The 25,588-nt window shown below is 41.0% G+C and carries 29 protein-coding genes and 1 pseudogene; 19 read left to right on the plus strand and 11 right to left on the minus strand.

Going from position 1 to position 25,588, the window contains the following annotated elements:
* The first annotated feature begins 163 nt into the window (after positions 1-163).
* The 3 genes and pseudogenes from rlmN (at position 164) to FFM57_RS05025 (ending at position 3,103) form a co-directional block, all read left to right on the plus strand.
* Positions 164-1,231: a dual-specificity RNA methyltransferase RlmN gene (gene rlmN, locus FFM57_RS05015; RefSeq protein WP_137599431.1), complete on the plus strand. Its 1,068-nt coding sequence runs from the start codon at positions 164-166 to the stop codon at positions 1,229-1,231.
* An 86-nt stretch (positions 1,232-1,317) separates the two neighbouring features.
* Positions 1,318-1,824, plus strand: coding sequence for a signal peptidase I (lepB, locus tag FFM57_RS05020; protein WP_137599432.1), 507 nt, complete (start codon positions 1,318-1,320; stop codon positions 1,822-1,824).
* An 84-nt stretch (positions 1,825-1,908) separates the two neighbouring features.
* A pseudogene (locus FFM57_RS05025) lies at positions 1,909-3,103 on the plus strand (MDR family MFS transporter).
* A gap of 57 nt (positions 3,104-3,160) precedes the next feature.
* Here FFM57_RS05025 and FFM57_RS05030 read toward each other — a convergent pair.
* Complete coding sequence (locus FFM57_RS05030) at positions 3,161-4,000, minus strand: NUDIX domain-containing protein (protein ID WP_137599433.1); 840 nt, start codon at positions 3,998-4,000, stop codon at positions 3,161-3,163.
* A 176-nt stretch (positions 4,001-4,176) separates the two neighbouring features.
* Here FFM57_RS05030 and FFM57_RS05035 point away from each other — a divergent pair, with 176 nt between their 5' ends.
* The 9 genes from FFM57_RS05035 (at position 4,177) to FFM57_RS05075 (ending at position 12,342) form a co-directional block, all read left to right on the plus strand.
* Entirely contained in the window at positions 4,177-4,818 is a 642-nt protein-coding gene (locus FFM57_RS05035) for a deoxynucleoside kinase (protein ID WP_137599489.1), read from the plus strand.
* 108 nt (positions 4,819-4,926) lie between these two features.
* The gene (gene metG, locus FFM57_RS05040) at positions 4,927-6,933 is read left to right on the plus strand and encodes a methionine--tRNA ligase (protein WP_137599434.1); all 2,007 of its coding nucleotides are present in this window, start codon (positions 4,927-4,929) and stop codon (positions 6,931-6,933) included.
* Positions 6,934-7,128: 195 nt separating this feature from the next.
* The gene (locus tag FFM57_RS05045) at positions 7,129-7,908 is read left to right on the plus strand and encodes a TatD family hydrolase (RefSeq protein ID WP_137599435.1); all 780 of its coding nucleotides are present in this window, start codon (positions 7,129-7,131) and stop codon (positions 7,906-7,908) included.
* Positions 7,905-8,477: a ribonuclease M5 gene (rnmV, locus tag FFM57_RS05050; protein ID WP_137599436.1), complete on the plus strand. Its 573-nt coding sequence runs from the start codon at positions 7,905-7,907 to the stop codon at positions 8,475-8,477. Before FFM57_RS05045 ends, rnmV begins: the two co-directional genes overlap by 4 nt.
* Entirely contained in the window at positions 8,470-9,354 is an 885-nt protein-coding gene (gene rsmA, locus FFM57_RS05055) for a 16S rRNA (adenine(1518)-N(6)/adenine(1519)-N(6))-dimethyltransferase RsmA (protein WP_137599437.1), read from the plus strand. Before rnmV ends, rsmA begins: the two co-directional genes overlap by 8 nt.
* A gap of 68 nt (positions 9,355-9,422) precedes the next feature.
* Entirely contained in the window at positions 9,423-10,898 is a 1,476-nt protein-coding gene (locus tag FFM57_RS05060) for an MDR family MFS transporter (protein WP_137599438.1), read from the plus strand.
* Positions 10,899-11,160: 262 nt separating this feature from the next.
* The gene (locus FFM57_RS05065) at positions 11,161-11,523 is read left to right on the plus strand and encodes a hypothetical protein (protein WP_137599439.1); all 363 of its coding nucleotides are present in this window, start codon (positions 11,161-11,163) and stop codon (positions 11,521-11,523) included.
* 21 nt (positions 11,524-11,544) lie between these two features.
* Entirely contained in the window at positions 11,545-11,940 is a 396-nt protein-coding gene (locus FFM57_RS05070) for a hypothetical protein (RefSeq protein WP_137599440.1), read from the plus strand.
* 12 nt (positions 11,941-11,952) lie between these two features.
* Entirely contained in the window at positions 11,953-12,342 is a 390-nt protein-coding gene (locus FFM57_RS05075; RefSeq protein ID WP_137599441.1) for a hypothetical protein, read from the plus strand.
* Positions 12,343-12,442: 100 nt separating this feature from the next.
* On the opposite strand, the gene FFM57_RS05080 is transcribed toward FFM57_RS05075, so the two are convergent.
* On the minus strand, positions 12,443-12,751 hold the full coding sequence (locus tag FFM57_RS05080; protein WP_137599442.1) for a type II toxin-antitoxin system RelB/DinJ family antitoxin: 309 nt from the start codon (positions 12,749-12,751) through the stop codon (positions 12,443-12,445).
* A 217-nt stretch (positions 12,752-12,968) separates the two neighbouring features.
* Between FFM57_RS05080 and FFM57_RS05085 the strand changes: the two genes are divergently transcribed.
* Entirely contained in the window at positions 12,969-13,574 is a 606-nt protein-coding gene (locus tag FFM57_RS05085; protein ID WP_137599443.1) for a hypothetical protein, read from the plus strand.
* A gap of 141 nt (positions 13,575-13,715) precedes the next feature.
* On the opposite strand, the gene FFM57_RS05090 is transcribed toward FFM57_RS05085, so the two are convergent.
* Together FFM57_RS05090 and FFM57_RS05095 are read right to left on the minus strand one after the other, a co-directional pair.
* A complete protein-coding gene (locus tag FFM57_RS05090; protein WP_137599444.1) occupies positions 13,716-13,970 on the minus strand; it encodes an AbrB/MazE/SpoVT family DNA-binding domain-containing protein in 255 nt (84 codons plus the stop codon).
* A gap of 296 nt (positions 13,971-14,266) precedes the next feature.
* Positions 14,267-15,370: an ABC transporter ATP-binding protein gene (locus FFM57_RS05095; protein ID WP_137599445.1), complete on the minus strand. Its 1,104-nt coding sequence runs from the start codon at positions 15,368-15,370 to the stop codon at positions 14,267-14,269.
* 184 nt (positions 15,371-15,554) lie between these two features.
* Here FFM57_RS05095 and mgsA point away from each other — a divergent pair, with 184 nt between their 5' ends.
* The 3 genes from mgsA (at position 15,555) to FFM57_RS05110 (ending at position 16,763) form a co-directional block, all read left to right on the plus strand.
* A complete protein-coding gene (mgsA, locus tag FFM57_RS05100) occupies positions 15,555-15,974 on the plus strand; it encodes a methylglyoxal synthase (protein WP_137599446.1) in 420 nt (139 codons plus the stop codon).
* A gap of 114 nt (positions 15,975-16,088) precedes the next feature.
* Entirely contained in the window at positions 16,089-16,418 is a 330-nt protein-coding gene (locus FFM57_RS05105; protein WP_137599447.1) for a P-loop NTPase family protein, read from the plus strand.
* A gap of 75 nt (positions 16,419-16,493) precedes the next feature.
* Positions 16,494-16,763, plus strand: coding sequence for a hypothetical protein (locus FFM57_RS05110; protein WP_137599448.1), 270 nt, complete (start codon positions 16,494-16,496; stop codon positions 16,761-16,763).
* 75 nt (positions 16,764-16,838) lie between these two features.
* Here the strand turns inward: FFM57_RS05110 and FFM57_RS05115 are convergent, their stop codons facing one another.
* From FFM57_RS05115 to FFM57_RS05135, 5 genes are all read right to left on the minus strand, one after another.
* Positions 16,839-17,432, minus strand: coding sequence for a hypothetical protein (locus FFM57_RS05115; protein WP_137599449.1), 594 nt, complete (start codon positions 17,430-17,432; stop codon positions 16,839-16,841).
* A gap of 158 nt (positions 17,433-17,590) precedes the next feature.
* Positions 17,591-17,935 carry a type II toxin-antitoxin system PemK/MazF family toxin gene (locus tag FFM57_RS05120; RefSeq protein WP_137599450.1) on the minus strand — a complete coding sequence of 115 codons (345 nt, stop codon included), beginning with the start codon at positions 17,933-17,935 and terminating at the stop codon, positions 17,591-17,593.
* Positions 17,929-18,192 carry an AbrB/MazE/SpoVT family DNA-binding domain-containing protein gene (locus FFM57_RS05125; protein ID WP_137599451.1) on the minus strand — a complete coding sequence of 88 codons (264 nt, stop codon included), beginning with the start codon at positions 18,190-18,192 and terminating at the stop codon, positions 17,929-17,931. The genes FFM57_RS05120 and FFM57_RS05125 overlap by 7 nt, the downstream gene beginning before the upstream one ends.
* Before the next feature lie 85 nt (positions 18,193-18,277).
* Positions 18,278-20,044, minus strand: a complete 1,767-nt coding sequence (locus tag FFM57_RS05130) for an ABC transporter ATP-binding protein (protein ID WP_246023405.1) — start codon at positions 20,042-20,044, stop codon at positions 18,278-18,280.
* The gene (locus FFM57_RS05135) at positions 20,041-21,771 is read right to left on the minus strand and encodes an ABC transporter ATP-binding protein (RefSeq protein WP_137599452.1); all 1,731 of its coding nucleotides are present in this window, start codon (positions 21,769-21,771) and stop codon (positions 20,041-20,043) included. The genes FFM57_RS05130 and FFM57_RS05135 overlap by 4 nt, the downstream gene beginning before the upstream one ends.
* A gap of 109 nt (positions 21,772-21,880) precedes the next feature.
* Here FFM57_RS05135 and FFM57_RS05140 point away from each other — a divergent pair, with 109 nt between their 5' ends.
* Positions 21,881-22,693, plus strand: coding sequence for a putative ABC transporter permease (locus tag FFM57_RS05140; RefSeq protein WP_137599453.1), 813 nt, complete (start codon positions 21,881-21,883; stop codon positions 22,691-22,693).
* A gap of 54 nt (positions 22,694-22,747) precedes the next feature.
* Here FFM57_RS05140 and FFM57_RS05145 read toward each other — a convergent pair whose 3' ends face one another.
* Positions 22,748-23,224 (minus strand): nucleoside 2-deoxyribosyltransferase, encoded by a 477-nt coding sequence (locus tag FFM57_RS05145; RefSeq protein WP_137599454.1) that lies wholly within the window; start codon positions 23,222-23,224, stop codon positions 22,748-22,750.
* A gap of 151 nt (positions 23,225-23,375) precedes the next feature.
* Between FFM57_RS05145 and FFM57_RS05150 the strand changes: the two genes are divergently transcribed.
* Positions 23,376-24,569: a 3D domain-containing protein gene (locus tag FFM57_RS05150; protein ID WP_137599455.1), complete on the plus strand. Its 1,194-nt coding sequence runs from the start codon at positions 23,376-23,378 to the stop codon at positions 24,567-24,569.
* Positions 24,570-24,697: 128 nt separating this feature from the next.
* The gene (locus tag FFM57_RS05155; protein WP_137599456.1) at positions 24,698-25,264 is read left to right on the plus strand and encodes a GNAT family N-acetyltransferase; all 567 of its coding nucleotides are present in this window, start codon (positions 24,698-24,700) and stop codon (positions 25,262-25,264) included.
* Positions 25,265-25,356: 92 nt separating this feature from the next.
* On the opposite strand, the gene FFM57_RS05160 is transcribed toward FFM57_RS05155, so the two are convergent.
* On the minus strand, positions 25,357-25,572 hold the full coding sequence (locus FFM57_RS05160; protein WP_137599457.1) for a hypothetical protein: 216 nt from the start codon (positions 25,570-25,572) through the stop codon (positions 25,357-25,359).
* Positions 25,573-25,588 lie beyond the last annotated feature (16 nt).

Raw genomic sequence — 25,588 nt, forward strand, 5'->3', positions numbered from 1 at the left:
CTTCCATAAGGTTATTTTATCATTTTGGGACATTTTCCCTTTCGATATACCTAGGACATTATCACTTTCGAACGAGAAGCTTCAGCTTTTCACAGCAAGGCAGCTTGCTTTTTGAAAAAAATTAGGCTATAGTTTAGAAACGAATAAGGGGGATTTTTTAACGATGAAACCATCCATCTACGGTTTAACTCAACCGGCATTAAGCAATTGGCTACAAGAACACGGCGAGAAAAAATTTCGCGCTAGCCAGATTTGGGACTGGCTCTATCGCCAACGGGTGACGGAGTTTAGCGCCATGACGAATTTATCAAAAAACTTAATTACCTTACTAGCAGAAAATTTTATTATTAACCCACTAAATTTATTAGTAACACAAGAAGCTAGCGATGGCACGGTGAAGTATTTATTTGAGCTGGCGGATAAATTGTTAATCGAAACGGTTTTAATGCGGCAAGAATACGGTTTGTCGGTCTGCGTGACAACGCAAGTCGGTTGCAACATTGGCTGTACCTTCTGTGCTTCTGGTCTATTGAAAAAGCAACGAGACTTAACGGCCGGTGAAATTGTGGCGCAAATTATGATGGTGCAACATTATTTTGATGAGCGCCAACAAGATGAACGGGTTTCCCACGTGGTAGTGATGGGGATTGGCGAACCTTTCGATAATTATGACAATCTCTTAGAATTTTTACACGTGATTAACGATGCGAAAGGCTTAGCAATCGGCGCACGGCATATCACAGTCTCCACCAGTGGTTTAGCCCATAAAATTTATGATTTTGCTAAAAATGGACTGCAAGTAAACTTGGCGATTTCTTTACATGCGCCGAATAACGAGGTACGGACTTCCATGATGCGGATTAATCGTAGCTTCCCTTTGGAAAAATTAATGGCCGCGGTGGACTACTATATTGAAGAAACCAATCGGCGGATTACTTTTGAATACATTATGCTCCATAACGTCAACGATCGTTTGGAACACGCCGATCAATTGGCCGCTCTTTTACAAAATAAAAAGAAACTAGCTTACGTGAACTTGATTCCTTATAATCCCGTTAGTGAGCACGACCAATATTCCCGCTCAGACCGCAGTGATGTGCTGGCCTTTTATGATCGCTTGAAGAAAAAAGGGATTAATGTTGTAATTCGTAAGGAACATGGTACGGACATTGACGCGGCTTGTGGTCAACTTCGTTCTAAACAAATGAAAAAGCAAAACACCCCAGCTTAAGGAAATCTTTAAGGGAGTAGAGTGTAGCTTTCCACCTTTTTTTGTTATACTAAAAAGGCAGATGAAATGAGACGGGGGAACTTGGTATGAAAAAAAGTGATTGGCTCTTTTTGGTAGTAGTCGCCTTAATTTTTGCAGGACTACGCCTCTTTGTATTTTTTCCAGCAGCAGTCGATGGCCGCTCCATGGCGCCGACGTTAGCCACCAGTGATCGTGGTATCGTGCTACAATTGAAAACCCCGGACCGTTTTGACATTGTCACCTTAGATAGTCATGATGCTGAAGAAAAAATTTACATCAAACGGGTGATTGGCTTGCCTGGTGATCACGTGGTGTATCAAGACGGCGTGTTAACCATTAACGACAAGATGTACGAGGAACCTTTCTTGGATCCACAATTAGCCTTTAATGAAGATGGTACCAGTGCCACCGGCGATTGGGATTTAGAAGTACCGGCAGATTCTTATTGGGTTTTAGGGGATAACCGTGGCAACTCAAAAGATAGTCGAGCTATCGGTTTTATTAAGAAAAAGGATATTGACGGTGTCTTTGTCTGGCGTTTCTGGCCGTTAAACAAGTGGGAATTGTTTTAAAAAGAAGAGTTAGAGCTGTGGCGGAAGCTGCAGTTCTTTTTTCATAGATTTTAGCAGTTAGCTGAGAGGGAAGAGGTTTATTTGTTGGCAAAAGAAATTAAGTTACCGTGGCTGTTGTTAGGTTCCATCCTTACTAGTATTGGCATGAGTTTTATTTGGCCCTTAACGAGTGTTTATCTCCACGACCAGTTGGGGATTAGTCTAGCTGTGATTGGTGTGGTGTTGTTCTTCAACTCCCTAGCTAGTGTGGTGGGGAATTTAGTCGGTGGGCTGTTGTATGATCATTTTAATCCTTACCGCCTGTTAGTTGGCGGCGCCCTTTTTACTGTGGCGTCGTTAGCGGGGATGATTTTTTTTCACGGTTGGCCGAACTTTGGCGTGGGTCTTTTCTTCGTGGGCTTAGGGAGTGGTTGGAACGCGACGTTAGTAGCCGCGTTTGGGGCCAGCATTAAAAAGTATGACGGACGATATGTTTTTAACATGCTCTACTTTGCGCAAAATTTAGGGACGGTACTGGGGACGCGCGTTAGTGGGTTTTGTCTATGACTATTCCGTGACACTGCTGTTTATTTTAGCAACAGTGCTTTATGTGGGCTTCACCTTAATTGCCCTTTTTGCCTATCGCCCGATTCGTTATGTGAAAAGGCATGACTCTAGCACAACGAGTACGGAAAAGAATTTTAAAAATAAATTAGCGGGCAAAAATATTTTGCTTTTAAATAGTTTTTTTCTGATTTTATTTTTTGCGTGGGTGATGTATCAACAATGGGTTTCCAATTTGTCGGTATATATGACAGGCATGGGGATTCCCCTCAGTTCCTACAGCCTATTGTGGACGTTAAATGCGGGGCTTATCGTGCTGATTCAATTAATTTTAGTGCGTATCTCCCGCTGGATTAAAGAAACGATTTACCAAATTTATTTTGGTTTATTGATGTTGGCTTTATCTTTCTTTGTCTTATTGCTGGCGAAAAGTTATCTTTACTTTGTGGTAGCCATGATGGTTTTAACGCTAGGGGAAGCGACAGCTTTTCCGGCGATTCCCGCATTGATTCACGAGTACACGCCCCAAAGTGTCAAAGGCCGCTATTTAGGTTTAGCCAATTCTTTTGCAGCAGCAGGTCGGGCAGTGGGGCCTTTGTTTGGTGGGCTATTAATTGACGGAGCGAGCTACCAAGTTCTTTTTGTGGTAGCCGGCTTAACGGATTTAATTTTATTAGCGGGTTTACTCTTCATGTATCGTCTGACGAAAAATAGTCTTCACGTCTATCGCGAATAAAAAGGTTGTGGCAAACTTCGACGAACAGAAGTTTTCCACAACCTTTTTCACTATTTGCTAGTTTTCAATTTTATTTTTCGTTAAGACTTGCTCATCCAAACGATAAATTTTCGACGGGCGACCAATCCCCACTGGTCGTTCACCAATTTCCACAAAGTAACGGAGCATCGCTTTTTTAAAATTAGAATGGTCGATGCGTTTAAAATCTTCCCCTAAAAATTTAGCAAAAACTTTGCGAGCCTCAGTGATGGTAAAGTCATCGCCTAAAACTTGTAAAATCTTCGGATCGTGTTCCATACGGTTTAAAACTTGCAAAAAGGCGGTCCAAATAATCAAGTTGTGGTCAAAAGCCAAACGGTCAGGGCCTAAAGATTCGCCGGTTTTTAAATCTAAAATAATTTGCACATTTTCACTCGTCAAGAACAAGCGATTGTTTTCTCGCCGAATGTCAAACCAGCGAGCCGTCTTGGCATCATCGCCGGCGGTTAGAGGTTCTTCACCAATGAAAGCCAAATAACTAACCGTGACTACCCAGCCCCGTGGATCTCGATTAGGTTCGGAAAAAGCGTGGAGTTGTTGAATTTGATCTAAGGTAATCAAGACGCCAGTTTCTTCTTTGGTTTCCCGAATGCAACTCATTTCTGTCGATTCATTAGGATTAACGAAGCCCCCCGGCAGCGCCCAAGAATTTTTGTAAGGGTTAGTGTCCCGTTGCACCAATAGCACTTTCAAGGCATCTTCTTTTTTGTTGTAACAAAGTAAAACATCATCCACCGTCAAAGAGGGAGACTCATATTGGGGATGTTCTTGCTGTTTATACCAAATTAAAAATTCTTCTTCGCTAGCTTGGTGATTATAATAATATTTTTCGTCTTTTTTTGAGGCAAAAGTTTTCATCAGCAACTACTCACTTTCTATAATTTCTGTCTCAATCATAGCAAAAAAAGTTAGAAAAACCAACGGCTAAGAAGCAACAAACTTTTTCTGGTTGTTTTTTTATTTATTGAGTGTGGGCAGGGGACCTGATGTTTGCTATAATAGGAAAGATTAAATGAAGGAAGGCGATGAATATTTTGATTATCACTAGTGGGACCATCGGCTCAGGGAAATCTTCCTTGACAACCTTAATCGCTGAGAACCTCGGAACGAAGGCTTTTTATGAAAGTGTCGATGATAATCCCGTGTTACCACTTTTTTATTCCAATCCTGAGCAGTATGCTTTTTTACTGCAAATTTTCTTTTTAAATACGCGTTTTGCCAGCATCAAACAAGCCTTAAAAGACGACAATAACGTGTTGGATCGCAGTATTTATGAAGACAGCTTGTTCTTCCATATGAATGCCGAAATGGGCAGAGCAACGCCAACAGAAGTGGAAGTTTACGATAAGTTACTCAACAATATGCTGGAAGAAATTACGATGGCCGCACCGAAAAAAGCGCCAGACTTATTGATTCATATTGAAGTTTCTTTAGATACGATGTTAAAACGCATCCAAAAACGTGGCCGCGATTACGAACAATTGAGTTATGACGGGAGCTTATATGACTACTATAAAGAATTAAATTCCCGCTACGTCAAATGGTATGACGATTACGATTACTCACCAAAAATGAAAATCGACGGGGATCGTTACGACTTTATGGAAAGTTTGGAAGATCGCGCTGCTGTTTTAGCGCAAATCAAAACGAAGCTGAAAGAATTAGGCCGCATTTAAAAGAAGCTGCGCTTTTTAAACAACTGAATTTTATCCACAAGGCCTAATAAAATGTGATATACTTACTCTAAATGTAAAGATTTTTTTGACGACAAGGAGGCACTACTCGTGACGGATAAACCAACATTTTATATCACGACACCCATCTATTACCCTAGCGGTAAATTGCACATTGGTAACTCTTATACGACAATTGCTTGCGATGCGATTGCCCGCTACAAACGCCTGATGGACTTTGATGTTTTTTATTTAACAGGGATGGACGAACACGGACAAAAAATTGAAACGAAAGCCAAAGCACTAGGCGTGGAACCCCAAGAATACGTGGATTCCATGGCGGTCGATATTAAAAAGCTGTGGCAAACCTTAGACATCAGCTATACGAAATTTATTCGGACAACGGATGACTACCATCAAAAGGCGATTCAAAAAATTTTTGAAAAACTTTTGGCGCAAGGGGATATTTACCTTGGGGAATACGCCGGCTGGTACTCGGTGGATGATGAAGAATACTTCACCGAAACCCAATTATCTGAAGTGTACAAAGACGAAGCAGGCCAAGTGATTGGCGGACTCGCTCCTAGTGGTCACGAGGTCAAATTAGTTAAAGAAGAATGTTACTTCTTCAAAATGAGTAAGTACGCGGATCGTTTATTGCAATACTACGATGAACATCCTAACTTCATTCAACCAGTTTCCCGAAAAAATGAAATGGTGAACAACTTCATTAAACCAGGTTTAGAAGACTTAGCGATTTCCCGCACGACCTTCACTTGGGGGATTCCTGTGAAATCTAATCCAAAACACGTGGTCTACGTCTGGATTGATGCTTTATTTAACTATATAACCGCGCTGGGTTATGAATCAGACGATGACTCTTTATTGAAAAAATATTGGCCGGCGGATGTCCATATGGTAGGTAAAGAAATCGTCCGTTTCCATACAATTTATTGGCCAATTATGTTAATGGCAGTAGGATTGCCGTTGCCTAAACAAATTTTTGCCCACGGTTGGTTATTAATGAAAGACGGCAAAATGTCTAAATCTAAAGGCAACGTGGTTTACCCAGAAACCTTAGTCAACCGTTATGGCTTAGATGCCTTACGTTACTACTTGTTGCGGGCTGTTCCATTTGGTGCTGATGGCGTCTTTACGCCAGAAGATTTCATTAACCGCGTCAACTTTGATTTGGCCAACGACCTAGGCAACTTATTGAATCGGACGATTGCCATGATTAATAAATATTGTGATGGCGTCGTGCCAAGTTACGCTTCATTTGTGACGGAGTTTGATTCCGAGCTTTCTTCGACAGCGGCTAACGTCATTGGTCGTTACCATGAAGCGATGGATAAAATGGAATTCAACACCGCTTTAGCTGAAGTCTGGACTTTAATTTCCCGTGCTAATAAATACATTGATGAAACGGAACCTTGGGTCTTAGCCAAAGACGACGCGCGGAAAAAAGAATTAAATTCCGTGATGGTCCATTTAGCAGAAAGCTTGCGGATTATCGCCATTTTACTACAACCAGTCATGACCAAAGCACCAAAAGAAATTTACCGTCAATTAGGCTTGAAAGATGTGCCCATGACCTTAAAAGAAATTCACTTTGGCGAATTTCCTAAAAATATCAAAGTTGTCGCCAAAGGTACGCCAATTTTCCCTCGTTTAGAAGTGGAAACGGAAGTCGAATACCTCCAAAAGAAAATGGCTGAAACGGCTAACGCCCAACCTGTTGATGTGAAATGGGATCCAGCTGAAACCGAATTAACCTTAGCGAAGGGCAAACAAATTGATTTTGCCGCCTTTGACCAAGTAGAATTAAAAGTTGCCGAAGTCATTCACTGCGAAAAACTTAAAGGTTCTGATAAACTTTTGAAATTCCGTCTAGATGCTGGGGATAACCAAAATCGCCAAATTTTATCCGGCGTAGCCGAATTTTATCCAGACCCTAACGAATTAATTGGGACAAAAGTGGTGATTGTGGCTAACTTGGCCCCAAGAAAAATTCGCGGCGCCATCAGCCAAGGGATGATTTTATCCGCTGAAGCTGACGGCAAACTTGCAATTGTTAAAGCACCAAAAGGCATGCCTAATGGTGCCTTGATTGGCTAATTAAGAGGCTGGGAGAAAAAGCCTCCAGCTCCAAGAAATAAGCGGGAATATCCGAAAATGGCTTTTGACATTTTTGTGATATTCCCGCTTATTTCCGAGAAACGAGGGGGTTAAAACCCTTTGCCAACATTGCTTTTTGACCGCCGTTTTTACATGCCACAAACTAGTATTAGGCTGCGGATGGAGGAAGAGAAAATGAAAATTTTTGATAGTCATACACATTTGAATGCTGAGGAATTTCAAGAGGAGATTCCCGAAACCATTGCTCGCGCGCAAGAACTAGGGGTGACGCAAATGGCAGTGGTGGGTTTTGATGATCCCACCATCAAAAAAACGCTGGCTCTAAGTCAGGAATATCCTAACATCTGGTCGATTATCGGTTGGCATCCCACCGAAGCTGGCTCTTACACACCCGCTGTGGAAAAGTTTTTACAAACCCATTTAACTGATGAGAAAGTAGTCGCTTTAGGAGAAATTGGTTTAGATTATCATTGGATGGAAGATCCTAAAGACGTACAAGAAAAAGTTTTTCGGCGCCAAATTGCTATTGCTAAAGAATTTCATTTGCCGATTTCCATTCATATGCGAGAAGCCATTGAAGATACGTATCGCATTTTAAAAGATGAAGATGTGCGGGAGATTGGCGGCATCATGCATAGTTATAGTGGCGACACTGAGTACATGAAACGCTTCTTAGATCTTGGCATGCACATTTCTTTAAGCGGAGTCGTGACTTTTAAAAAAGCGGCGGAAGTTCACGAAGTCGCTAAAGCTGTTCCTCTTGATAAATTATTAGTGGAAACCGATGCACCCTACTTAGCGCCTGTACCCAAACGAGGTAAACGCAATGAACCAGGCTATACTCGTTATACTGTAGAACGAATTGCGGAATTACGAGGCGTAACGCCAGAAGAAATCGCGGCGGTTACTTTTCAAAATGCGGTGGAACTTTTCAAACTTGAGGGTCGTCTATGAAAGAAAAAATTCAAGAAATCATCGTGGTGGAAGGTCGCGACGACACCAGAAGACTGCAAGAAGTTTTTGAAGTGGATACCATTGAAACTATCGGCTCGGCCATCAATCAAGAAATTTTAGCGCGGATTGCTCATGCTGAAGAAGTCCGAGGCGTCATTGTTTTTACGGATCCTGACTTTGCCGGTGAAAAAATTCGCAAGACGGTTATGGAAGCTGTCCCTTCAGCCAAACACGCCTTTTTACCTAAAAAAGAAGGGCGGGGGAAAAAGAAATACGCTTCACTAGGTGTCGAACATGCCAGTGACGAGGCCATCAAGAAGGCCTTAGCGCAAGTGGTGACCCCCACGACGGAAGAAATGGAATTGATTCCTTTAGCTGATCTCCAAATGCTAGGTCTAGTCTCGGGTCCTAACGCCAAACACTATCGCGAATTGTTGGGGGAAAAGCTAGCGATTGGCTACACCAATGGCAAGCAGTTGCAAAAACGCTTAGGAATGTTTCGCATTCCTTTAACTGAAGTTGTCGCCTATCTCAAAGAAATTCAGGAGAAAGAAAAAAATCATGAATGAACCTTTAATTGCTACCCCTTCCCGTACGCGGGCCATTATGAAAAAGTACGGCTTAGTTACCAAAAAAAGTTTGGGCCAAAACTTTATCACGGATACGAATATTTTAACGAAAATTGTGGCTACCGCCGCCCTGAATACCGAAACCAGTAACGTGATTGAAGTCGGACCCGGGATTGGCGCTTTAACCGAAATCCTAGCGCAAAACGCCAAAAAAGTTTTAGCGTTTGAAATCGACAATCGTTTGATTCCCGTCTTAGCTGACACGCTAGCTCCTTATCCTAACGTAACGGTGCTTCATGAAGATGTTTTAAAAAGTTATCTCGAAAAACGGGCGACAGAAGTCTTCGGGGAAAATCCGCAAGTGAAAGTCGTGGCGAATTTACCTTACTACATTACCACGCCCATTATGATGCACTTTTTAGAATCCAATTTAGACGTCACCCAAATGGTGGTGATGATGCAAAGGGAAGTCGCCGAACGGATTACGGCGAGTCCTAATTCCAAAGCTTACGGTTCTTTATCCATTGCCGTTCAATATTATATGGAAGCAAAAGTTGCCTTCATCGTACCCAAGACCGTCTTCGTGCCGCAGCCTAACGTGGATTCAGCAATTCTTTCCTTAACGAAACGGGCAACACCCTTAGTCCAAGTGACTGACGAAAAAGAATTTTTCAAACTCGTCAAAGGTGCTTTTCAATTACGCCGCAAAACGTTGTGGAATAATTTATTGCGCCTCTATGGTAAGGAAGAGGTCACGCAAAGCTGGCTAAAAGAAGCTTTGGCTAGCGCGACAATTGAACCAAGTCGCCGGGGAGAAAGTTTGAGTATTGAAGATTTTGCTAATTTAAGTAACGCCTTAGTGGTTTTAAAAAAATGAAAGTAAAAACTGTGGAGCAATTACCCACAGTTTTCTTTTTGTAAAGATAAAGGGGATTAAGAGCTTTAATGAAAGAAACAAATGTAAAATTAGTAACGGTGGCCGTTTTTGTGGCGACCTTTATGACCGCAGTAGAAGGCACCATTGTCACCACTGCGATGCCGACAATTGTCGGCACCTTGCATGGCATCGAAATTATGAATTGGGTTTTTGCCATTTATTTGTTAACCAACGCCATGTTAACGCCGATTTATGGCAAACTCGCCGATAAAATTGGCCGCAAACCGGTTTTTATTTTCGGGACACTTTTATTTATCATCGGCTCCGCCTTATGTGGCATGTCGAACACCATGATGACTTTAATTATTTCCCGGGGTATCCAAGGGATGGGTGCCGGGGCCATGATGCCAGTAGCCTTAACGATTATTGGCGACTTATATGATATGGAAAAGCGCGCACGAGTCTTAGGCTTAAATAGCACAGCTTGGGGCATTGCTAGTGTCGTGGGTCCTTTGGCTGGCGGCATTATTGTGGATACTGTCGGTTGGCACTGGATTTTTTTCATTAATGTCCCCATTGGTTTACTGTTAATTTTTCTCATTTGGCGCTACTTAGTAGAAGGGGAAAACTTTAAAAAAGAAAACAAAGCTAGTAAACAAGCCCCAATGGATATTGCCGGTAGTTTATTTTTAATGGGCAGCTTAGTAACGTTACTTTTAGCTTTCCAATTTTTAGGAGAAGGCGGCCGACAATTACCCGTGATTAGTTTACTGGTAGGCTTTGTAATTTGTTTAGTTTTATTTATTTTCGTCGAAAAAAAAGCCCAAGACCCGGTAATTAATTTAAAATTATTTACGAGTAACATCTTTGTGGTGGTAAACATTGTCGCAGCTTTAGCCAGTGGCTTTATGATGGCTATTGACGTATATATTCCCATGTGGATGCAAGGAGTCTTAGGCCTTTCAGCAGGTGTCGGCGGTTTAGTGTTAACGCCTCTATCCATCTTGTGGATGTTGGGTTCTTTTTTAGCCGGTCGTTGGTTAGTCCAATATGATGTGCGAAAAACCCTGTTACTAGGTTTAGCCATCGCTTTTGTGGGGAGTCTTAGCTTATACCTGATTCCTATTTCAGCACCTTTAATTTGGTTTATTCTTATTTCGGCAATCTTAGGAGTCGGGTTAGGCGCCATCACAGTAACCACCACCGTCAGCGCCCAAAGTAGTGTTAACCATGAAGAATTAGGCGTAGCCACATCTTTTAATACTTTAGCCAGAACGATTGGTCAAACGATTATGGTTTCAGTCTTTGGTATTTTAATGAATACTATTACTAGCCAAAAATTAGCCCATCAAGAAATTACCCATGATCCAGATATTATGAACAAATTAGTGAATCCCCACACGGCAAAACTTTTACCCTTAGAACAACTTGTTCCTCTAAGAAAAATTTTATTTGCTGGTTTGCATGGCATTTATGGCGCCGGTTTGTTATTGCTTGTTTTAGCAATCCTCTTGACGGCGCTTATGAGAAATAAGGAAAAATAAAAAAATCCCTCAGCATTAACTACGAACTAGTCAGGTTCGTGGCGATGCTGGGGGATTTTTATGTTGGGAAAACAACAAAGTTGTCGGTAGGTTTTGCTGTCTCCATGGATATAACGAATTTTTTATAAATTATTTTTATTAGTAGTCAAAAGTTTATTGTAATCAGCTAAAAAGTGGCATATACTGTAAAAAAATTGTAATCGTATTCAGCTGATTTTATGTGGGTTATTGATGGTTGAAACGTTGGAAGGAAAAAATGTAAATGAAAAAGCAAAATCCGGTGGTCACTGTGTTAGGAGCAATCGCCATCATTAATATGACGCTGCGTTATGTTGGCAAAGCATTCCCCCAGTTAGATATTTTGTGGTGGGGCATTCGGCTAAATACCTTGGTGGCTTTAGTCTTAGTTGTCGGTGTGGCCAAAGAACAAGCGGGGACGGGGCACCGTTTCGCCCAACATCCACTGCTGGTGCACGTAATTGTTTCTTTCTTTTATGCTTTAATTGTCTTCGCTGCTTTTCTCAAACTTACGTTAGCTTTGAAAATTGGAGCGGGGATTGGCTTAGCTGTGATTTGTCTGGGTCTTTTATACATGATGGAAGGTCGAAGAATGCAACGCAATTAATCAAGAAGAGGGGTAAAGAATATGTCCATTCGTACGAAGTTCAATAAAATAGTAAGTAATTTTGTGATTGTCTTTGTGGTGGCGATGGGAGCCGATGTCCTCATGCTCCGTTTAATGGATTGGCTGCCCCAAGGTGATTTTGCTTGGATGCTGTTGGATAAATTTATTAAATTTGGTTTTATTCTCTGGTTTGTTGCCTATTTGACGGCGAGAAGAGAAGGGCGCCCGATTGTCTTAGACAAATATATTTTTGGCTCGTTGCTCATTTTTTCTGTGATGGATACTGGGGTTAATTTTATCCAAAGACTACACTTTAGTAGCGACATCCATCTATTTTTAATTGGTTTGCGCTTCGTTTTATTTCTAGTGCTACTCTTTGTTTTTTATAAAATCTATCGTCGTAAACTTCAACAATAAAGGAGAGTGTCGATGTTAAAGAAATTATTGAATAACCTCGTAGTGGTATTTATCTTAGTCGTTTCCCTCCGTGTGCTCATGGATCACATGGAGGAATGGGTGCCTGCTGGTTTATTTTTATGGCGTGCTGTAGGAAAACTGATTATGTTGTCCTTTCTCTTTTGGGTGATAGAGCGAGAAACTGCTAAGAAGTCCGGACAATCCTACACCTTTGATAAAGCACTTTTTGCTTCAGCAATAGTCTATGCTGTCGTCGCTACAGGGATTGATTTTTTACAAAAATTGCCAACCTTTGTCCAAACACCAGCTATCGGAATTGGCTTACACATCCTCCTTATAATTTTCTTGCTGTTTGCCTTATATAAAGTCTATAAGCATAAAAATCAACAACAATCCAATTAATAGTCTTCCCCAAAGGAGCACCACGATTTTGTCGTAGGTGTTTCTTTTTTTGCGTAGCTTACTGCAAATTAAAAAAGACTACTCGTGAGAGCAACCTTTTTTAAGATGGTTGGATATTATTTAATTCTTTTTCAAAAGCCTCTTTGGCAGGAATACCTTTACCACTCATTATTTCTGCATATCCTTTTTCAAGCTCGTGATTCATTTCCTCATCAGAAAGTTTGCTGGCATTTAATATACGATGGTCTGGTAATTTCACATCAAATGGAAGTCCGCGCTGCAAAATAATCTGTTTATAAAACATAGTGATTGCGTTTGATGCGGGAATTCCCAGTGTGTTGAGGATTTCTTCTGCTTGCTCTTTTACATCAGGCTCGATGCGCGCATATAAATTTGCCGTTTTAGCCATCTAGTTTACCTCCCACTCTTTTATAGTACAATTATAATTTTTTGTGCGGACAAAAGCAATACATTCGATTAGGATAACGAATTATCATAAGAAGTTATTTCCGAAAGATTCCGTGAAAATTTTCGCAAAAACAAGTCTAGTGTCTTGACACCTAACTGTAAACAAAGTAAAATGAACAAGAATTTAACGTGTCATGACATGTTTGGAGGAGATTATTATGGGAAGAAGTTCATTGTCAGTGCGCCAACTCGCTTTATCTGGATTATTAATTGCCATGGGGATTATGATTCCCATGTATATGCCCCGATTCACGATGGGGCCAGCTAGTTTCACTTTGGCTAGCCACGTACCCGTGTTCATCGCCATGTTTGTTTCACCATTTTCCGCAGCAGTAGTGGCTGTGGGTACAGCCTTTGGTTTTTTTATGACCGCTACGCCAATCATCGCTTTTCGCGCTTTGAGTCACTTAGTCTTTGCGGTCCTTGGAGCAATCTATTTGCAAAAGAATCCCAAGATTGTTTTGAAGACTAGTCAATTTATGATTTTTAATTCTGTGATTGCTTTGATTCACGCCGCAGTAGAATTAGCGGTAGTAACGGTGTTCTTCACAGTAGGGAATATGCCGGAAGCTTACTACACACAAGGCTATTTTTATTCCATCGTTATCTTGATGGGCGTTGGCGGTGTGATTCACTCTTTGGTGGACTACACGATTGCTTACGCTGTCGGGAAAAGTCTTAGCCGGACTTTCGACTTACCAATCTTCAGCAAAGCAAAAGGTGAGCTACACGCAGATGAAGCTTTACGCGCTAAAATTTCTTAAAAAAATCATACGAAAAAGCCCGACTGCGCGTCGAGCTTTTTTTGTTGGAAAAATTTTATTGGTGTACGTAGAGAGTTAGACTAAGAAAAATTTGTTAATCAATATCATCTTAAGAGTGATAACTTTTTCCGGGTAAACATCTTATTTATCAACTAGCGACTTATATAGTTTCTCGTATTGTTTCATGCTCTCTCTTGCGAGAGCAAACACTTCTTCATCAGATGCTTCGTCAACCTTTTTTAGAATGACATCATCGTCACTTAAGACGTATTGAATATAAATTTCGCCATCATCTGCTGAGATACGTAAGAGGGCACTTACTTCTTTTGGAACAGGCAAAATATAACTATCGCCATCTTTTCTCAGCTTAATTGGTTTTGATAAGATCTTGTCCATGGACTGTTCACTCCTTTTCTTGTGTGTAAACAATACACCGTACCATTAGTAAAATCAAATCTATTTATTGTTCGGGTGAAAATAAATTTTTTAAACGAGCTTACTTAGCTCTTCCATGTGTCCAGCTTTCCCAACTAGAAGAGTCGGTAATAAGCCATAAGGCACAAAAAATTTGGAAAACAATTTTCCATGCCTTCCGTCTTATTACTCCTCTTCTGAGCGAGTTGTCAAAGCTCTTCCAATAAAAAATAGCCACCTTCTATTGCTAGAAGGTGGCTAGAAAAGGGGGACGTAGTTTAGCGAATTACTTGTTCAGTTTCAAGATCGAAGAAGTGTGCTTTGTTTAAGTTGAAAGCCAAATCGATAGTGTCTTCTGGTTTGTAATAGTTACGAGCGTCAACTTTAGAAATGAATTCTGTTTCGTCGAGTTTCGTGTATAACATTGTTTCAGCACCTAATAATTCAGATACGACGATTTCAGCTTTAACAACAGATTCTGGAGCAGCTTGGATAGCTACTGGTTCAGAGTGGATATCTTCTGGACGGATACCAAAAGTTAATTCTTTACCTTCGTAACCAGCTTCAACCAAGACTTTGTTTTTGCCTTCTGGTAAACGTAATTTAAGGTCGCGGCCGTTAGAAATCACGCCGTTGTTTAACGTAACTTTGAAGAAGTTCATGGCAGGGGAACCAATGAAGCTTGCTACGAACAAGTTGTTTGGTGTATCGTAAACTTCTTTAGGTGTACCAACTTGTTGGATAATCCCAGCGCTCATGATAACGATTCGGTCAGCCATGGTCATAGCTTCTGTTTGGTCGTGAGTTACGTAGATTGTTGTTGTTTCCAAACGACGGTGCAATTTAGCAATTTCAGCACGCATGGAAACACGTAATTTAGCATCCAAGTTAGATAAAGGTTCATCCATCAAGAAGACTTTAGCATCACGCACGATGGCACGTCCTAAGGCAACCCGTTGACGTTGTCCACCAGATAATGCAGCTGGTTTACGTTTCAAGTATTCTGTTAAGCCTAAGATTTCAGCAGCGTTTTCAACACGTTGTTTGATATCAGCTTTGTCGTATTTACGCAATTTCAAACCGAAAGCCATGTTATCATACACGGTCATGTGTGGGTATAAAGCGTAGTTTTGGAATACCATAGCGATGTCACGGTCTTTAGGCGCTACATCGTTCATCATTTTGTCGCCAATCCAAAGTTCACCTTCAGTGATATCTTCAAGACCTGCGATCATCCGCAAGGTAGTAGATTTACCACAACCGGAAGGACCAACGAAAACGATAAATTCGCGATCGGCGATGTCCAAGTTAAAGTCGTTTACAGAGTAGAAATCATTATTTTCGTATTTTTTGTATACGTGTTTTAATGCCATTTGTACCATAAGTTTCACTCACCTTTTGTTTTTTTAGTATTGCTTAACTGATGTCTTTAGTATATTGAAAACGGTTCCTCTCCACAAGGTCAGGATGCACAAGAAAACGGTGTCAATTTTCAGCATGTTGCCCAATAGTTTTTGTTTGTGGTATCATGAGGGCGAATTAAGTGCTGGAAGGAGCATGATTGAAATGAAAATTGCATTGATTGCCCATGATCGTAAAAAAGATTTAATTGTTAAATTAGCGACAGCGTATCAAGATATTTTAGCGCAACATGAACTTTTTGCTACAGGCACGACTGGACAACGAATTATGGAAGCAACGGGTTTACCGGTGCACCGCTTCAAGTCCGGTCCTTTAGGGGGCGACCAACAAATTGGCGCCATGATTTCGGAAGATAAAATGGATTTAGTAATTTTTTTGCGGGATCCATTAGCGGCCCAACCCCACGAACCAGACGTCAACGCTTTGATTCGTTTAAGCGACGTTTACGAAGTACCGCTAGCCACCAACATTGGCACGGCGGAAGTACTGATTCGCGGATTGAAAGCTGGCTTCATTGACTTTCGTAACGTGGTTCACGATGATCCCCATCCTGTTAGTTTATAAAAAGAAAATCCGTTAAAAGCTGACGCTGCCCAACAAAAAATTTGTGGGGAAGTTCAGAAGCTTTTGACGGATTTTTTTGTTGGCGCCAAGACTAACAAAGAGAAGAGGACTAAGATGAGAACTATTGAAATTTATGACTATCACCTACAAGCTAACCAACAAGATTTATTTCACATTCAAGAACTAGCGATTGTTCCAGGGGAGAAGGTGGGCTTCGTGGCGGAAAACGGGCAAGGGAAGACGACTTTATTTAAAAAAATAATGGCCCAAGATGATGAAAGAATTCGCGTGCATGGTTCACTGGCGTACCTACCCCAGCTTTTTATTGACCATGATTGTAGTGGTGGCGAAAAGGTAAAGGCCGAGTTGATGCGTTTATTTAAAGGCGAAGAAGATAGTCTACTGTCACAGGAACACTTCCAACCTTTTTATCGTATTGTATAGACTCAATTGAAATGTTATCATGTATTTACCAAGTAAGGGTTTACAAAAGAGGGTGAAAGGATTGGAGAGGTACAGATGACCATTGAAGAAAAATATAAAAAGTATACAGATAATGTTGTCGCAAAAATTATTTTAATCTCCGCCCTGTATTCATTAATTTTGGAGGATAAAGTAGCAAGCGCGATTGTTGATGCAATTATGCTCTATATCCTACCAATCATTGCCTTTTCTTATGTGATAATTATGTATTTTGTGATGAAACCAAAAGCTCCTGTGAAGTTTATCTTTTCCGCCCTTATTCTTGCTGCCTATTTGTATCTCTTTGCCAGAAGTTGCTTAAGCTAAAAAATGTCGTGCTACAGACGAAAAGATGATGTTAACTTCGCCAAAATGGAAATTAACATCATCTTTTCTAATTTCTTATTTCGCTTCTACTTTTTCTAAGTGTCGCACATGTACTACTTCTCGATAGAGTGAGGAGTTATAATGAGCAACCCCTTGCGTAGTAATTGCTACTTTGTCGCCAGTTGCCAACTTTTCATGGGAATTATCAAACCAAACAACGTCTGGACTTGTCGACTTTAGTTCCATATGGTGCTTATTATAGACGTCAATCAATTCTGTTGTAGCAAAACCAACTTGATTTTTGGTGGAATCGACACTCACCACATAGCCCACTTCGGTAGCTTTAGCAAAAAAATTTGTATAAATAGGGTAGATTGATCTAAACGTCAGAATCAGAATAGGAATCAAAGCTAACCAAATTTTTGTTTTTCTAGTTTTTGCGGGGCGAAGGATTAAGAAGTAATAACCCACTAAACTAATAGCGATAGCCACCAAAGCATAGGGTAAAAAAAGATGCATGGCGTTTGCCTCGGCGGTGACGCTAGCACTAGTTTGGGCGTTAAAGAAATCAGCGTCTTGCATGGGAATAAGCAGGGGAAAAGTCATTAAAAAGCCTAAGACAAATAGTACGCGTACTAAAGCTTTCAAAAAAATTTTTAAGGTCTGCACTTTATCTACCTCACTTGTGGTTATTGGTAATTTATTTTATGTTAGCATGAATTTATGTAGATTTATTAGAAAATAAAGTATTTTTATTATTTCTTAAAAAGCTAACTATTTATTGAGTTGGAAAAAGCATAAAGTCAGCATTCATCAGAATGTTAACTTTATGCTTTTTGAAATACCGCGCGAACCTTTAACAAGAGTTCAGTTACAAGTTCCTCATGGGCGTGTTCTAAAAATTTACAGTCTCTTGCTTCGTAGTCAATAGTAGTTAATTGATCTAGCAAAACTTTGCCGGTAGTTTTCATTTGATAATTAGGATGGATAGGGACATAGAGAGGATAGTTGCGCTGCGTGCTAGAAATAGGCGCAACAATAACGACATTGCTATAATCGGCAATAATATTATGACTTAAAACAATGTAGGGACGTTTACCAGTTTGTTCGTGACCTGAACGCGGCGCAGTGTTCAATAATAAAATATCGCCTTGACGTGGGATATTTACCATTGTTCCTTACCTACTGCATCCCCTAAAGATTGTAGTTCGACGTGAACTTTCTCTCCAGAATAGTTTGCGAAAATCTCTTCAATAGTGAGTTCATTTTCTGACGCAGCAGCTTCAATAATCAGACGCTTTTTGCCATTGACTTCTTCTTGCGTAATTTTTACTTTGTCATCAGTGTGGATACCAAGATACTCCATAATATTTTTAGGAAGGCGTAGTCCATTACTATTTCCCCATTTTTTTACAGGCATCATTTCCATCAAAAACACCCCTCTCTTGTATATACATAGTATAACATAAAAGGGAGGAGTGTATATACTAAATTATCCGCGTACGATTCTTTCGTTAACCTTGATTAAACTGTGCTTGGTAAAGTTGATAATAGGCGCCACCTTTAGCTAGGAGTTCTTGGTGGTTACCACTTTCCACAATTTGACCATGATCCATGACGAGAATTTGGTGGGCGTTTTGAATGGTGGATAGACGGTGGGCGATGATGAAACTAGTTTTACCTGCCATCATTTTATTGAAGCCATCTTGAATTTGTTTTTCTGTTAAGGTATCGACGGAACTGGTAGCCTCATCCAAAATAAGCAGGGGCGGATTTTTTAACATAGTACGGGCAATCGTTAAGAGTTGCCGTTGCCCATTGGAAATTTCTAGGCCGCCTTGACCGAGGATTGTTTGATAACCCTCCGGTAAACTTTGAATGAAGTGGTGGATATGGGCCTCTTTGCAGGCGGCAATCATTTCTTCGTCGCGAGCTTCGGGGCGGCCAAACTTCAGATTCTCAGCGATACTAGCATCAAATAGCCAAGTGTCTTGCAGCACCATGCCAAAGTTTTGCCGTAAAGAATCGCGAGTAGAGTGTTGGACATTTTCACCATCAATAAAAATTGCGCCATCATCAACTTCATAAAATCGCATCAATAAGTTGACGAGGGTCGATTTACCGGCGCCAGTTTTCCCCACAATGGCAACTCGTTCGCCAGGGTTCACTTGCAGATTAAAATTTTGAATCAAAGGCTGATCCGGAGTGTAGCTGAAGTCCACGTCTTGAAAGGTAATTGCGCCTTTCGGGTGAGTCAAAACTTTTTCATTAGGAAAGGTTGGTGCGGGAACTTCATCTAAGATAGCGAAGCTTCGACTCAAGCCAACTTGGGCAGTTTGTAATTGGGTCATCAGGCCCGATAGTTCAATAAAAGGTTTTGAAAATTGGCCGGCGTAAATAGTGAAGCTAGAAATAATGCCAATGGTGATGCCACTGTTTCCTTTTAAATAAAGGAGTCCGCCAATTAACGCAATCAAGACGTAAGCCAAGTGATCCACGAAACGGGCACAAGGATTAGTTAGGGAACTAGCGAATTGCGCCTTTTGTCCTTTAATGTACAGCTGGTGATTCAAGTCTTCAAAGGTTGCTTGCCGTACTTTTTCTTGGGAGAAGGCGCGGACAATTTTTTGTTGTAAAATTCCTTCTTGGGCGTAGCCGGATAACTGGCCTAAAATTTCTTGTTGTGCTTGGAAAGTTTTTTGGGAATTTTTAGCGACTAAGTAATTCGTCAAGAAAATTAGTGGGGTGGTGATAAGGACGGTTAAGGTCAGCCAGCCGCTTAAACGACCCATAAAGATTAGCGCCAAGATAATCGTCGTTAAGCCTTGAAAAATTTGGGCAAAGACGGCAGTCACGGCGATGGAGATATTATCCATATCGTTGGTAAAACGACTAATCAGACTGCCTTGGCTAGTTTGATCAAAGAAACGTAAAGGCAAAGTGTCGAGTTTTTCAATGGCTTCTTGGCGCAAATCATTGACGGCGTGGTAAGCTAAACGATTGGCAAAAAACTGGGTGAAAAATTGGGTCAAGCTAGTGACTAGCATAAAGAAAAGGAGCAGACCTAAGATGTTAGTGAGTCCGGTAAAGTCCACTTGACCTTGACCTACTAGGCGGTCAATCCCGCGCCCTAGATAATAGGTGGTAACGACACTGGCAATCCCACCTAAAACACCGCAGCAAAAACCTAAGCCGAGACTTCCCTTATAAGGAGTAACATAAGTCATAAAGCGTTGAATTAATTTTGGTTCTTGATTTTTCGTACTAGTGGTCAAGCTCATGCGTTTTCCACCTCCTGTTGTGAGGTAAAGATTTCTTGGTAGGTAGGATTTTCTGCCAACAAGGTGGCGTGGGTCCCGAGACCGACTTGTTGTCCTTCCGCTAAAACTAAAATTTGTTGGGCATTTTGCAGGGTGGAAACTCGTTGTGAGATTAAGAGGAGTGCTGTGTCTTGCAAGTTTTCTTTTAGTGCTTGGCGCAACTTATAATCGGTTTGGTAATCTAAAGCACTTAAGGCATCATCTAAAATTAACAGGCGCGGCTTACGAATTAACGCGCGAGCAATCGTTAAGCGTTGCTTTTGTCCGCCAGAGAAATTTTGACCCCCTTCAAAAACCGGGGTGTCTAATTGTTGGGGCAGACTTTGGACAAATTCCGCCACTTGAGCAATCCTTAAGGCTTCCCAGCACTCAGCATCAGTCGCTGGCTGTTTACCGAAAGCTAAGTTCTCGCGAATCGTCCCGGAAAATAAGACTGCTTTTTGCGGCACCCAAGCGATGGCGTTTTTCAAGCTCTCGTCTTGGAGGAAATTAACGTCTTTATTATAGAAAGAAACCGTTCCTTTTGTTGCTTCATACTCGTGCAAAATCAAAGGAATCAAAGAACTTTTCCCGCTACCGGTAGCGCCAATCACCCCAAAGATTTCACCGCGTTTTAAAGTGAAGTGGATATTTTGTAAAACTAAGCCACTTTTCGGTGTATAACGGAAGTCGACGTGGTTAAATTGTAAAATTTCCGATTGTGTAAAATCGGTAGGGGTTAATTCCGTGGTACCTGCTTGCAATAAGTTTTCGCTAATTAAGACTTGGTGCACGCGGTTGGCGGAAGCTTCCGCCCGCGTAAATAAGACCACCAAGTTAGAGACGATAATTAAAGCGAGCAACATTTGCGACATGTAATTGACTAACGCCAAGATTTCCCCTTGAGGCAGTTGACCATTGTTAACTAAAAAACCGCCGAAATACAAAATACATAAAATCCCCATATTCAAAATCAACGTTGTTAACGGACTCAATAAAGCGGAGAGGTTGGCGACTTTTTCATAGGTAATCCGGAGGGCGTCGCTAATCTTTTCCAATTTTTCCGTCAAGACTTTTTGTTTGGCAAAAGCGCGAATCACCCGTACACCAGTCAAATTTTGTCCTAACTGGCTGTTAAAATGATCCAATGTTTCTTGTACCTTTTGATACATCGGTACGGATAATTTAATAATGAAGTACAAAAGGCAAATAAATAATGGTAAAGTCACGAGAAAAATTAAACCGATTTTCCAGTTAAGGTAAAAAGCCATCACGATACTGCCGAGACTGAGAAACGGTGCCCGGACTAAGAGGCGAATCACCATGGCTAGCGCGGTCTGCACTTGGTTTATATCGTTGGTTAAGCGGGTAATCAAGGTGTCGGCGCCGAATTCATCCAACTGTTGGTAAGAAAAGTGGTTTACTTTGTGCATCAAAGCATCCCGTAAAGCCGTTCCAAAACCTTGGGAAGCAATCGAGGCATAATATTGGCAAACTAGGGCGCACAACAAACCAGTGATGGAAAAGAAAAACATCAAGCCGGTCATTTGCCAGACCACATGAGGATCGTTTGCCTTCAGACCTTGGTCAATTAAGCGCGCCAAAAGCAGCGGCAAGAGCAGCTCAAAGACTGCTTCTAAAAATTTAAATACTGGACCTAAAATAATTTGTTTCCGATATTTTTTAGCGTAAGGAATTAATTTAAACAATGGCTTACCTCCTTCAAACAATTCAACTTTCATTTTTACATATTTTGGACAGATTGCAAGGACAGTTTCCCAACTATTTGGTAAAATAATGCTAACAAGGAGGAGAAGGATGACAAAAACAATGGAAATTATTTTATTATTTTTCTGCTATTCTTTTTTAGGTTGGCTGTGGGAAACAGTTTACGTTTCACTACGGACGAAAAAATTTGCTTACCGCGGATTTTTAGTGGGACCCATTACGCCAATTTACGGTTTTGCAATTTTAGGTGTTTTATTTTTACTGCAACCCTTCACGGAAAATATTTGGTTGCTTTTTGGCGGTGCGGTAGTAATTTGTTCGGTGGTGGAATACATCACCAGTTGGGGCTTAGAAAAATTATTCAATGCTTCATGGTGGGATTACCACGATGTACCGTTTAATATCAACGGCCGCGTTGCGTTACCAATTTCTCTTTTTTGGGGCGTTTGTTGTGTGTTAATTAGTCGGATTGTTCATCCGTGGTTGGCTGCGGTGGTGGCAGGTGTGATTGCTAAGACAGGTTATTTGTTCCCAATTTTGTTTAGTGTCATTACAGTCGGCGATTTAATTTACACCGTCTACAATATGGTAGGTTTCAAAAAAATTGTCGCTACGTTAAATACGGCAGTGGAAGAAAAGAAAGCCGAGCTTACCGAAAGCCTCACCGATTTAAAAGAACAATTAGGCGACGATGCAGAAAAGTATCGGCAAAAATTGCGGGAGCGGCGCTTAACCTGGTTGCAAGAATTAAAGAAACAACCGGAACAATGGCAAGCATTGCCTAAATTAAACGCCCACCAAAAACGTTGGTTGCGGAACTTCCAACGCTTAGACTTTAAAAAGATTCCTCTTTCTACTGAAGAATTGAAAGAATTAGTTCGCGCTTTACAAAAGAAAAACTAAAAGGAAATGAAAAGACCATGCAGCTCGTAAAGGAGGTACATGGTCTTTTTAACTTTATAAATATTTTGCAACACTTGTCAGTAAATCTTCTTCATTATTAACAATGGCGCCATTAAGTTTCACAAGTCCAATAGTATACAAGTTAGCATAAGGAAATTGTGATTCGGCAATTTCTCCTAGCGCTTTTAGTTTTTGTGAATTACTTGCCCCTTGTTGACGACTGTCAGTAAAAAGTCCTACGATGGGAATTTGTGCTTGATAGGCCACGCCAATTTCTGAAGCGACACCGACATCAATCACGGGACCATCTAGTACAGCAATCATTAACTGACTTTGTAGTAGTTGCTCCGTATCGTATTGGGCAATTTGTTTTGCATCTGCGTAATTATTTTTATCGTTAATTTCTGCCGCTTCTTGGGGTAAATAAAAGGTTTTAGTAGGAAAAGCACTCCGTAATTCTTTTACCAAGTGAGCATTGTAAAGTTGTTCGCTTTGAGCAAACAAGGGGGCAGCGAAGTACACATCAGCCATAAAAAATCTCTCCTTCATCCATGAAATATTACATAATCTCCTAGATTATGACACAATTTGTAATAAAAAGTAAACGAAATGAAACCCGTCACGGAAAGAGAACGGCTATAATAGTAAATGTTAAAATTCCTTTAAGAAAGGTGTTTTTTGCATGAAAGGGAAACAGTTACTAGCCCGCCTATTGGTGCTGGTTACCGTAGTAGCCGCCATGACGCCAGTAAATTTATTTGCGGATAGTCTAGGGGACATTACGAAAAAGCAACAAGAAGCTCAAGCAGCTGGCAGTGCCATTTCCTCTGAACTAGAGGATGCTTTGCAGCAAGTCAGTGACACGTATACCGAGATTGACAATTTAAATACAGAAATCACCGACACGAAAGCGCAAATTTCGCAAACGCAAGTAGATATTGAAGCTTCCAAAGAAAAAATTGAAAAACGCAAAGCAGTCGTAGCGGAGCGCTTACAAGCTTTACAAGTTTCGAACACAGGGCAACAAAAAATGGCTATGCTCTTAGAAGCTAAAAGTATTTCCGAGTTTATTAATCGAGCGCTGTTAATCAGCCAGATGCAAGCTGCGGAAAACGAAAAAATGAATAGCTTGATACAAGAACAAGAAAATCTCGATAGTTTGATGGCACAATTGGAAGACGCCCAACAAGCCTTGACGACAAAAGAAGGCACGCTACAAAGTGAAGTCGCTGACTTATCGACGCAAGTGACTGGCTTACAAGCCCAGTTTGCTAAGAATCAAGATTTAGTGGCGCAATTGGCGACTGAAAAAACGGCTGAAGAACAACGGATTGCTGATGAAAAAGCCGCGCAAGAAAAAGCTGCTAAAGAAGCCGCTGAAAAAGCGGAGCAAGAAAAAGCCGCCGCTAAGGCCGCTGCCGAAAAACAAGCGGCAAGCGACAAGAATAGTAGCACTAGCAACAATAATGATAGCAGCAGTTCCAACACTGGCAATTCTAGTAACGCAAACGAAGATTCTAGCTCCACAGAAGCTAATACTGGTAACAGTGAGGATAATAGTAATTCGACACCAAGTGGTAGCACTACTTTTTCCATGGAAACAACAGCCTATTCCTTCAGTGAAGCCGGAGCGAGTCCTTTTACAGCCAGCGGCATTGACTTGCGGACTTATCAAGGAGGCGTTATTGCCGTGGACCCAAGTGTGATTCCTTTAGGGACTCAAGTCTATGTGGAAGGATATGGTGTGGCGATTGCCGCTGATACAGGTGGTGCGATTAAGGGAAACATCATCGACTTGCACTTTAGAACGGTTGGTGAATGTTATAGTTGGGGTCGACGCTATAATGTCAAAGTTACCGTTTTAAAATGGCCATAAATAATAATCTTTGAATCATCAAGGAGCTGCGCTTGTGCAGTTCCTTTTTTTCGTAAAAGGGGACTTTGACTTTTCTGTAGCCCTTCGCTACACTGGAAGACAGGAAGAAAAGATGAGGAGGAAGAGATATGATTCGGCCAGCTGAAGAAAAAGATGCAGCAGCGATTGCCCGTTTAGTGTTCATTATTTTAAAAGATATGGAATTACCTTTTTTAAATGAGGTGCCAGAAGCCGAGGTATTAGCGATTTTAGCGGAAACGGCACTGGAGCCCACTTATCGTTACGGCTTAGCTCGGGGGATTGTGGAAGAAATTGATGGAGAAGTTGCCGGGATTGCTTTTGGCTATCCAGCTGATGATGAACCGCTTATTGATTTGCCCTTAAGTGCTGTCCTAGTCCGTCATAATTTAAGTGGAGACTTGAAGCTCTTTGAAGATTTAGAGACTTTACCGGGGGAATGGTATTTAGATTCCATCGCCGTTGCTGAAAAATTCCGTGGTCAAAAAGTGGGTACACGTTTACTGGCGGCAATTCCAGCAATTGCGCAAGCAGCAGGCTTTGCTAAAGTCGGCTTAAATGTCGACTTGAAAAATCCTAATGCCCAACGTCTTTACCAACGAATGGGCTACCAAGTAGTGAGCCAAATGATTTTATCTGGTCACGATTATAACCATATGCAACTAACGCTAGCATAAAGAAAACGGACTGCCAACTTACAAAGGCAGTCCGTTTTCTTTCAGTTTTTAACAATTATTTTTCTCAGCTCTATAAGCAATGAGAGAAACTGTCATTTGGGACGAGTTTTCTGCTGAGCTTTCTTTCCTTTTGCTTTTTTCTTTTCTTCTTCCGCTTCTTTGTCATCTTTAACGTCCATTTTTAACTCCCGATCTTTTTTTGCTATTTCGTAAAAATGAAGCCGACTAATTTCGGGGATTTTAATACTTCCGGCTACCTGCTCATCCATTGTCTGGGAAAAATTTGGATTATTAACAATTTCGGCCACCATAGATTCCTTCTTT

Source organism: Enterococcus nangangensis, assembly GCF_005405245.1.
In the GTDB taxonomy this organism is placed as follows: Bacteria; Bacillota; Bacilli; order Lactobacillales; family Enterococcaceae; genus Enterococcus_J; species Enterococcus_J nangangensis.

Bases quoted from the DNA above. Each gene is read 5' to 3' on its own strand.
- rlmN (WP_137599431.1), top strand. From the start codon at position 164: ATGAAACCATCCATCTACGGTTTAACTCAACCGGCATTAAGCAATTGG.
- lepB (WP_137599432.1), top strand. From the start codon at position 1,318: ATGAAAAAAAGTGATTGGCTCTTTTTGGTAGTAGTCGCCTTAATTTTT.
- FFM57_RS05030 (WP_137599433.1), bottom strand. From the start codon at position 4,000: ATGAAAACTTTTGCCTCAAAAAAAGACGAAAAATATTATTATAATCAC.
- FFM57_RS05045 (WP_137599435.1), top strand. From the start codon at position 7,129: ATGAAAATTTTTGATAGTCATACACATTTGAATGCTGAGGAATTTCAA.
- rnmV (WP_137599436.1), top strand. From the start codon at position 7,905: ATGAAAGAAAAAATTCAAGAAATCATCGTGGTGGAAGGTCGCGACGAC.
- rsmA (WP_137599437.1), top strand. From the start codon at position 8,470: ATGAATGAACCTTTAATTGCTACCCCTTCCCGTACGCGGGCCATTATG.
- FFM57_RS05060 (WP_137599438.1), top strand. From the start codon at position 9,423: ATGAAAGAAACAAATGTAAAATTAGTAACGGTGGCCGTTTTTGTGGCG.
- FFM57_RS05065 (WP_137599439.1), top strand. From the start codon at position 11,161: ATGAAAAAGCAAAATCCGGTGGTCACTGTGTTAGGAGCAATCGCCATC.
- FFM57_RS05070 (WP_137599440.1), top strand. From the start codon at position 11,545: ATGTCCATTCGTACGAAGTTCAATAAAATAGTAAGTAATTTTGTGATT.
- FFM57_RS05075 (WP_137599441.1), top strand. From the start codon at position 11,953: ATGTTAAAGAAATTATTGAATAACCTCGTAGTGGTATTTATCTTAGTC.
- FFM57_RS05080 (WP_137599442.1), bottom strand. From the start codon at position 12,751: ATGGCTAAAACGGCAAATTTATATGCGCGCATCGAGCCTGATGTAAAA.
- FFM57_RS05085 (WP_137599443.1), top strand. From the start codon at position 12,969: ATGGGAAGAAGTTCATTGTCAGTGCGCCAACTCGCTTTATCTGGATTA.
- FFM57_RS05090 (WP_137599444.1), bottom strand. From the start codon at position 13,970: ATGGACAAGATCTTATCAAAACCAATTAAGCTGAGAAAAGATGGCGAT.
- FFM57_RS05095 (WP_137599445.1), bottom strand. From the start codon at position 15,370: ATGGTACAAATGGCATTAAAACACGTATACAAAAAATACGAAAATAAT.
- mgsA (WP_137599446.1), top strand. From the start codon at position 15,555: ATGAAAATTGCATTGATTGCCCATGATCGTAAAAAAGATTTAATTGTT.
- FFM57_RS05105 (WP_137599447.1), top strand. From the start codon at position 16,089: ATGAGAACTATTGAAATTTATGACTATCACCTACAAGCTAACCAACAA.
- FFM57_RS05110 (WP_137599448.1), top strand. From the start codon at position 16,494: ATGACCATTGAAGAAAAATATAAAAAGTATACAGATAATGTTGTCGCA.
- FFM57_RS05120 (WP_137599450.1), bottom strand. From the start codon at position 17,935: ATGGTAAATATCCCACGTCAAGGCGATATTTTATTATTGAACACTGCG.
- FFM57_RS05125 (WP_137599451.1), bottom strand. From the start codon at position 18,192: ATGGAAATGATGCCTGTAAAAAAATGGGGAAATAGTAATGGACTACGC.
- FFM57_RS05130 (WP_246023405.1), bottom strand. From the start codon at position 20,044: ATGAGCTTGACCACTAGTACGAAAAATCAAGAACCAAAATTAATTCAA.
- FFM57_RS05140 (WP_137599453.1), top strand. From the start codon at position 21,881: ATGACAAAAACAATGGAAATTATTTTATTATTTTTCTGCTATTCTTTT.
- FFM57_RS05145 (WP_137599454.1), bottom strand. From the start codon at position 23,224: ATGGCTGATGTGTACTTCGCTGCCCCCTTGTTTGCTCAAAGCGAACAA.
- FFM57_RS05150 (WP_137599455.1), top strand. From the start codon at position 23,376: ATGAAAGGGAAACAGTTACTAGCCCGCCTATTGGTGCTGGTTACCGTA.
- FFM57_RS05155 (WP_137599456.1), top strand. From the start codon at position 24,698: ATGATTCGGCCAGCTGAAGAAAAAGATGCAGCAGCGATTGCCCGTTTA.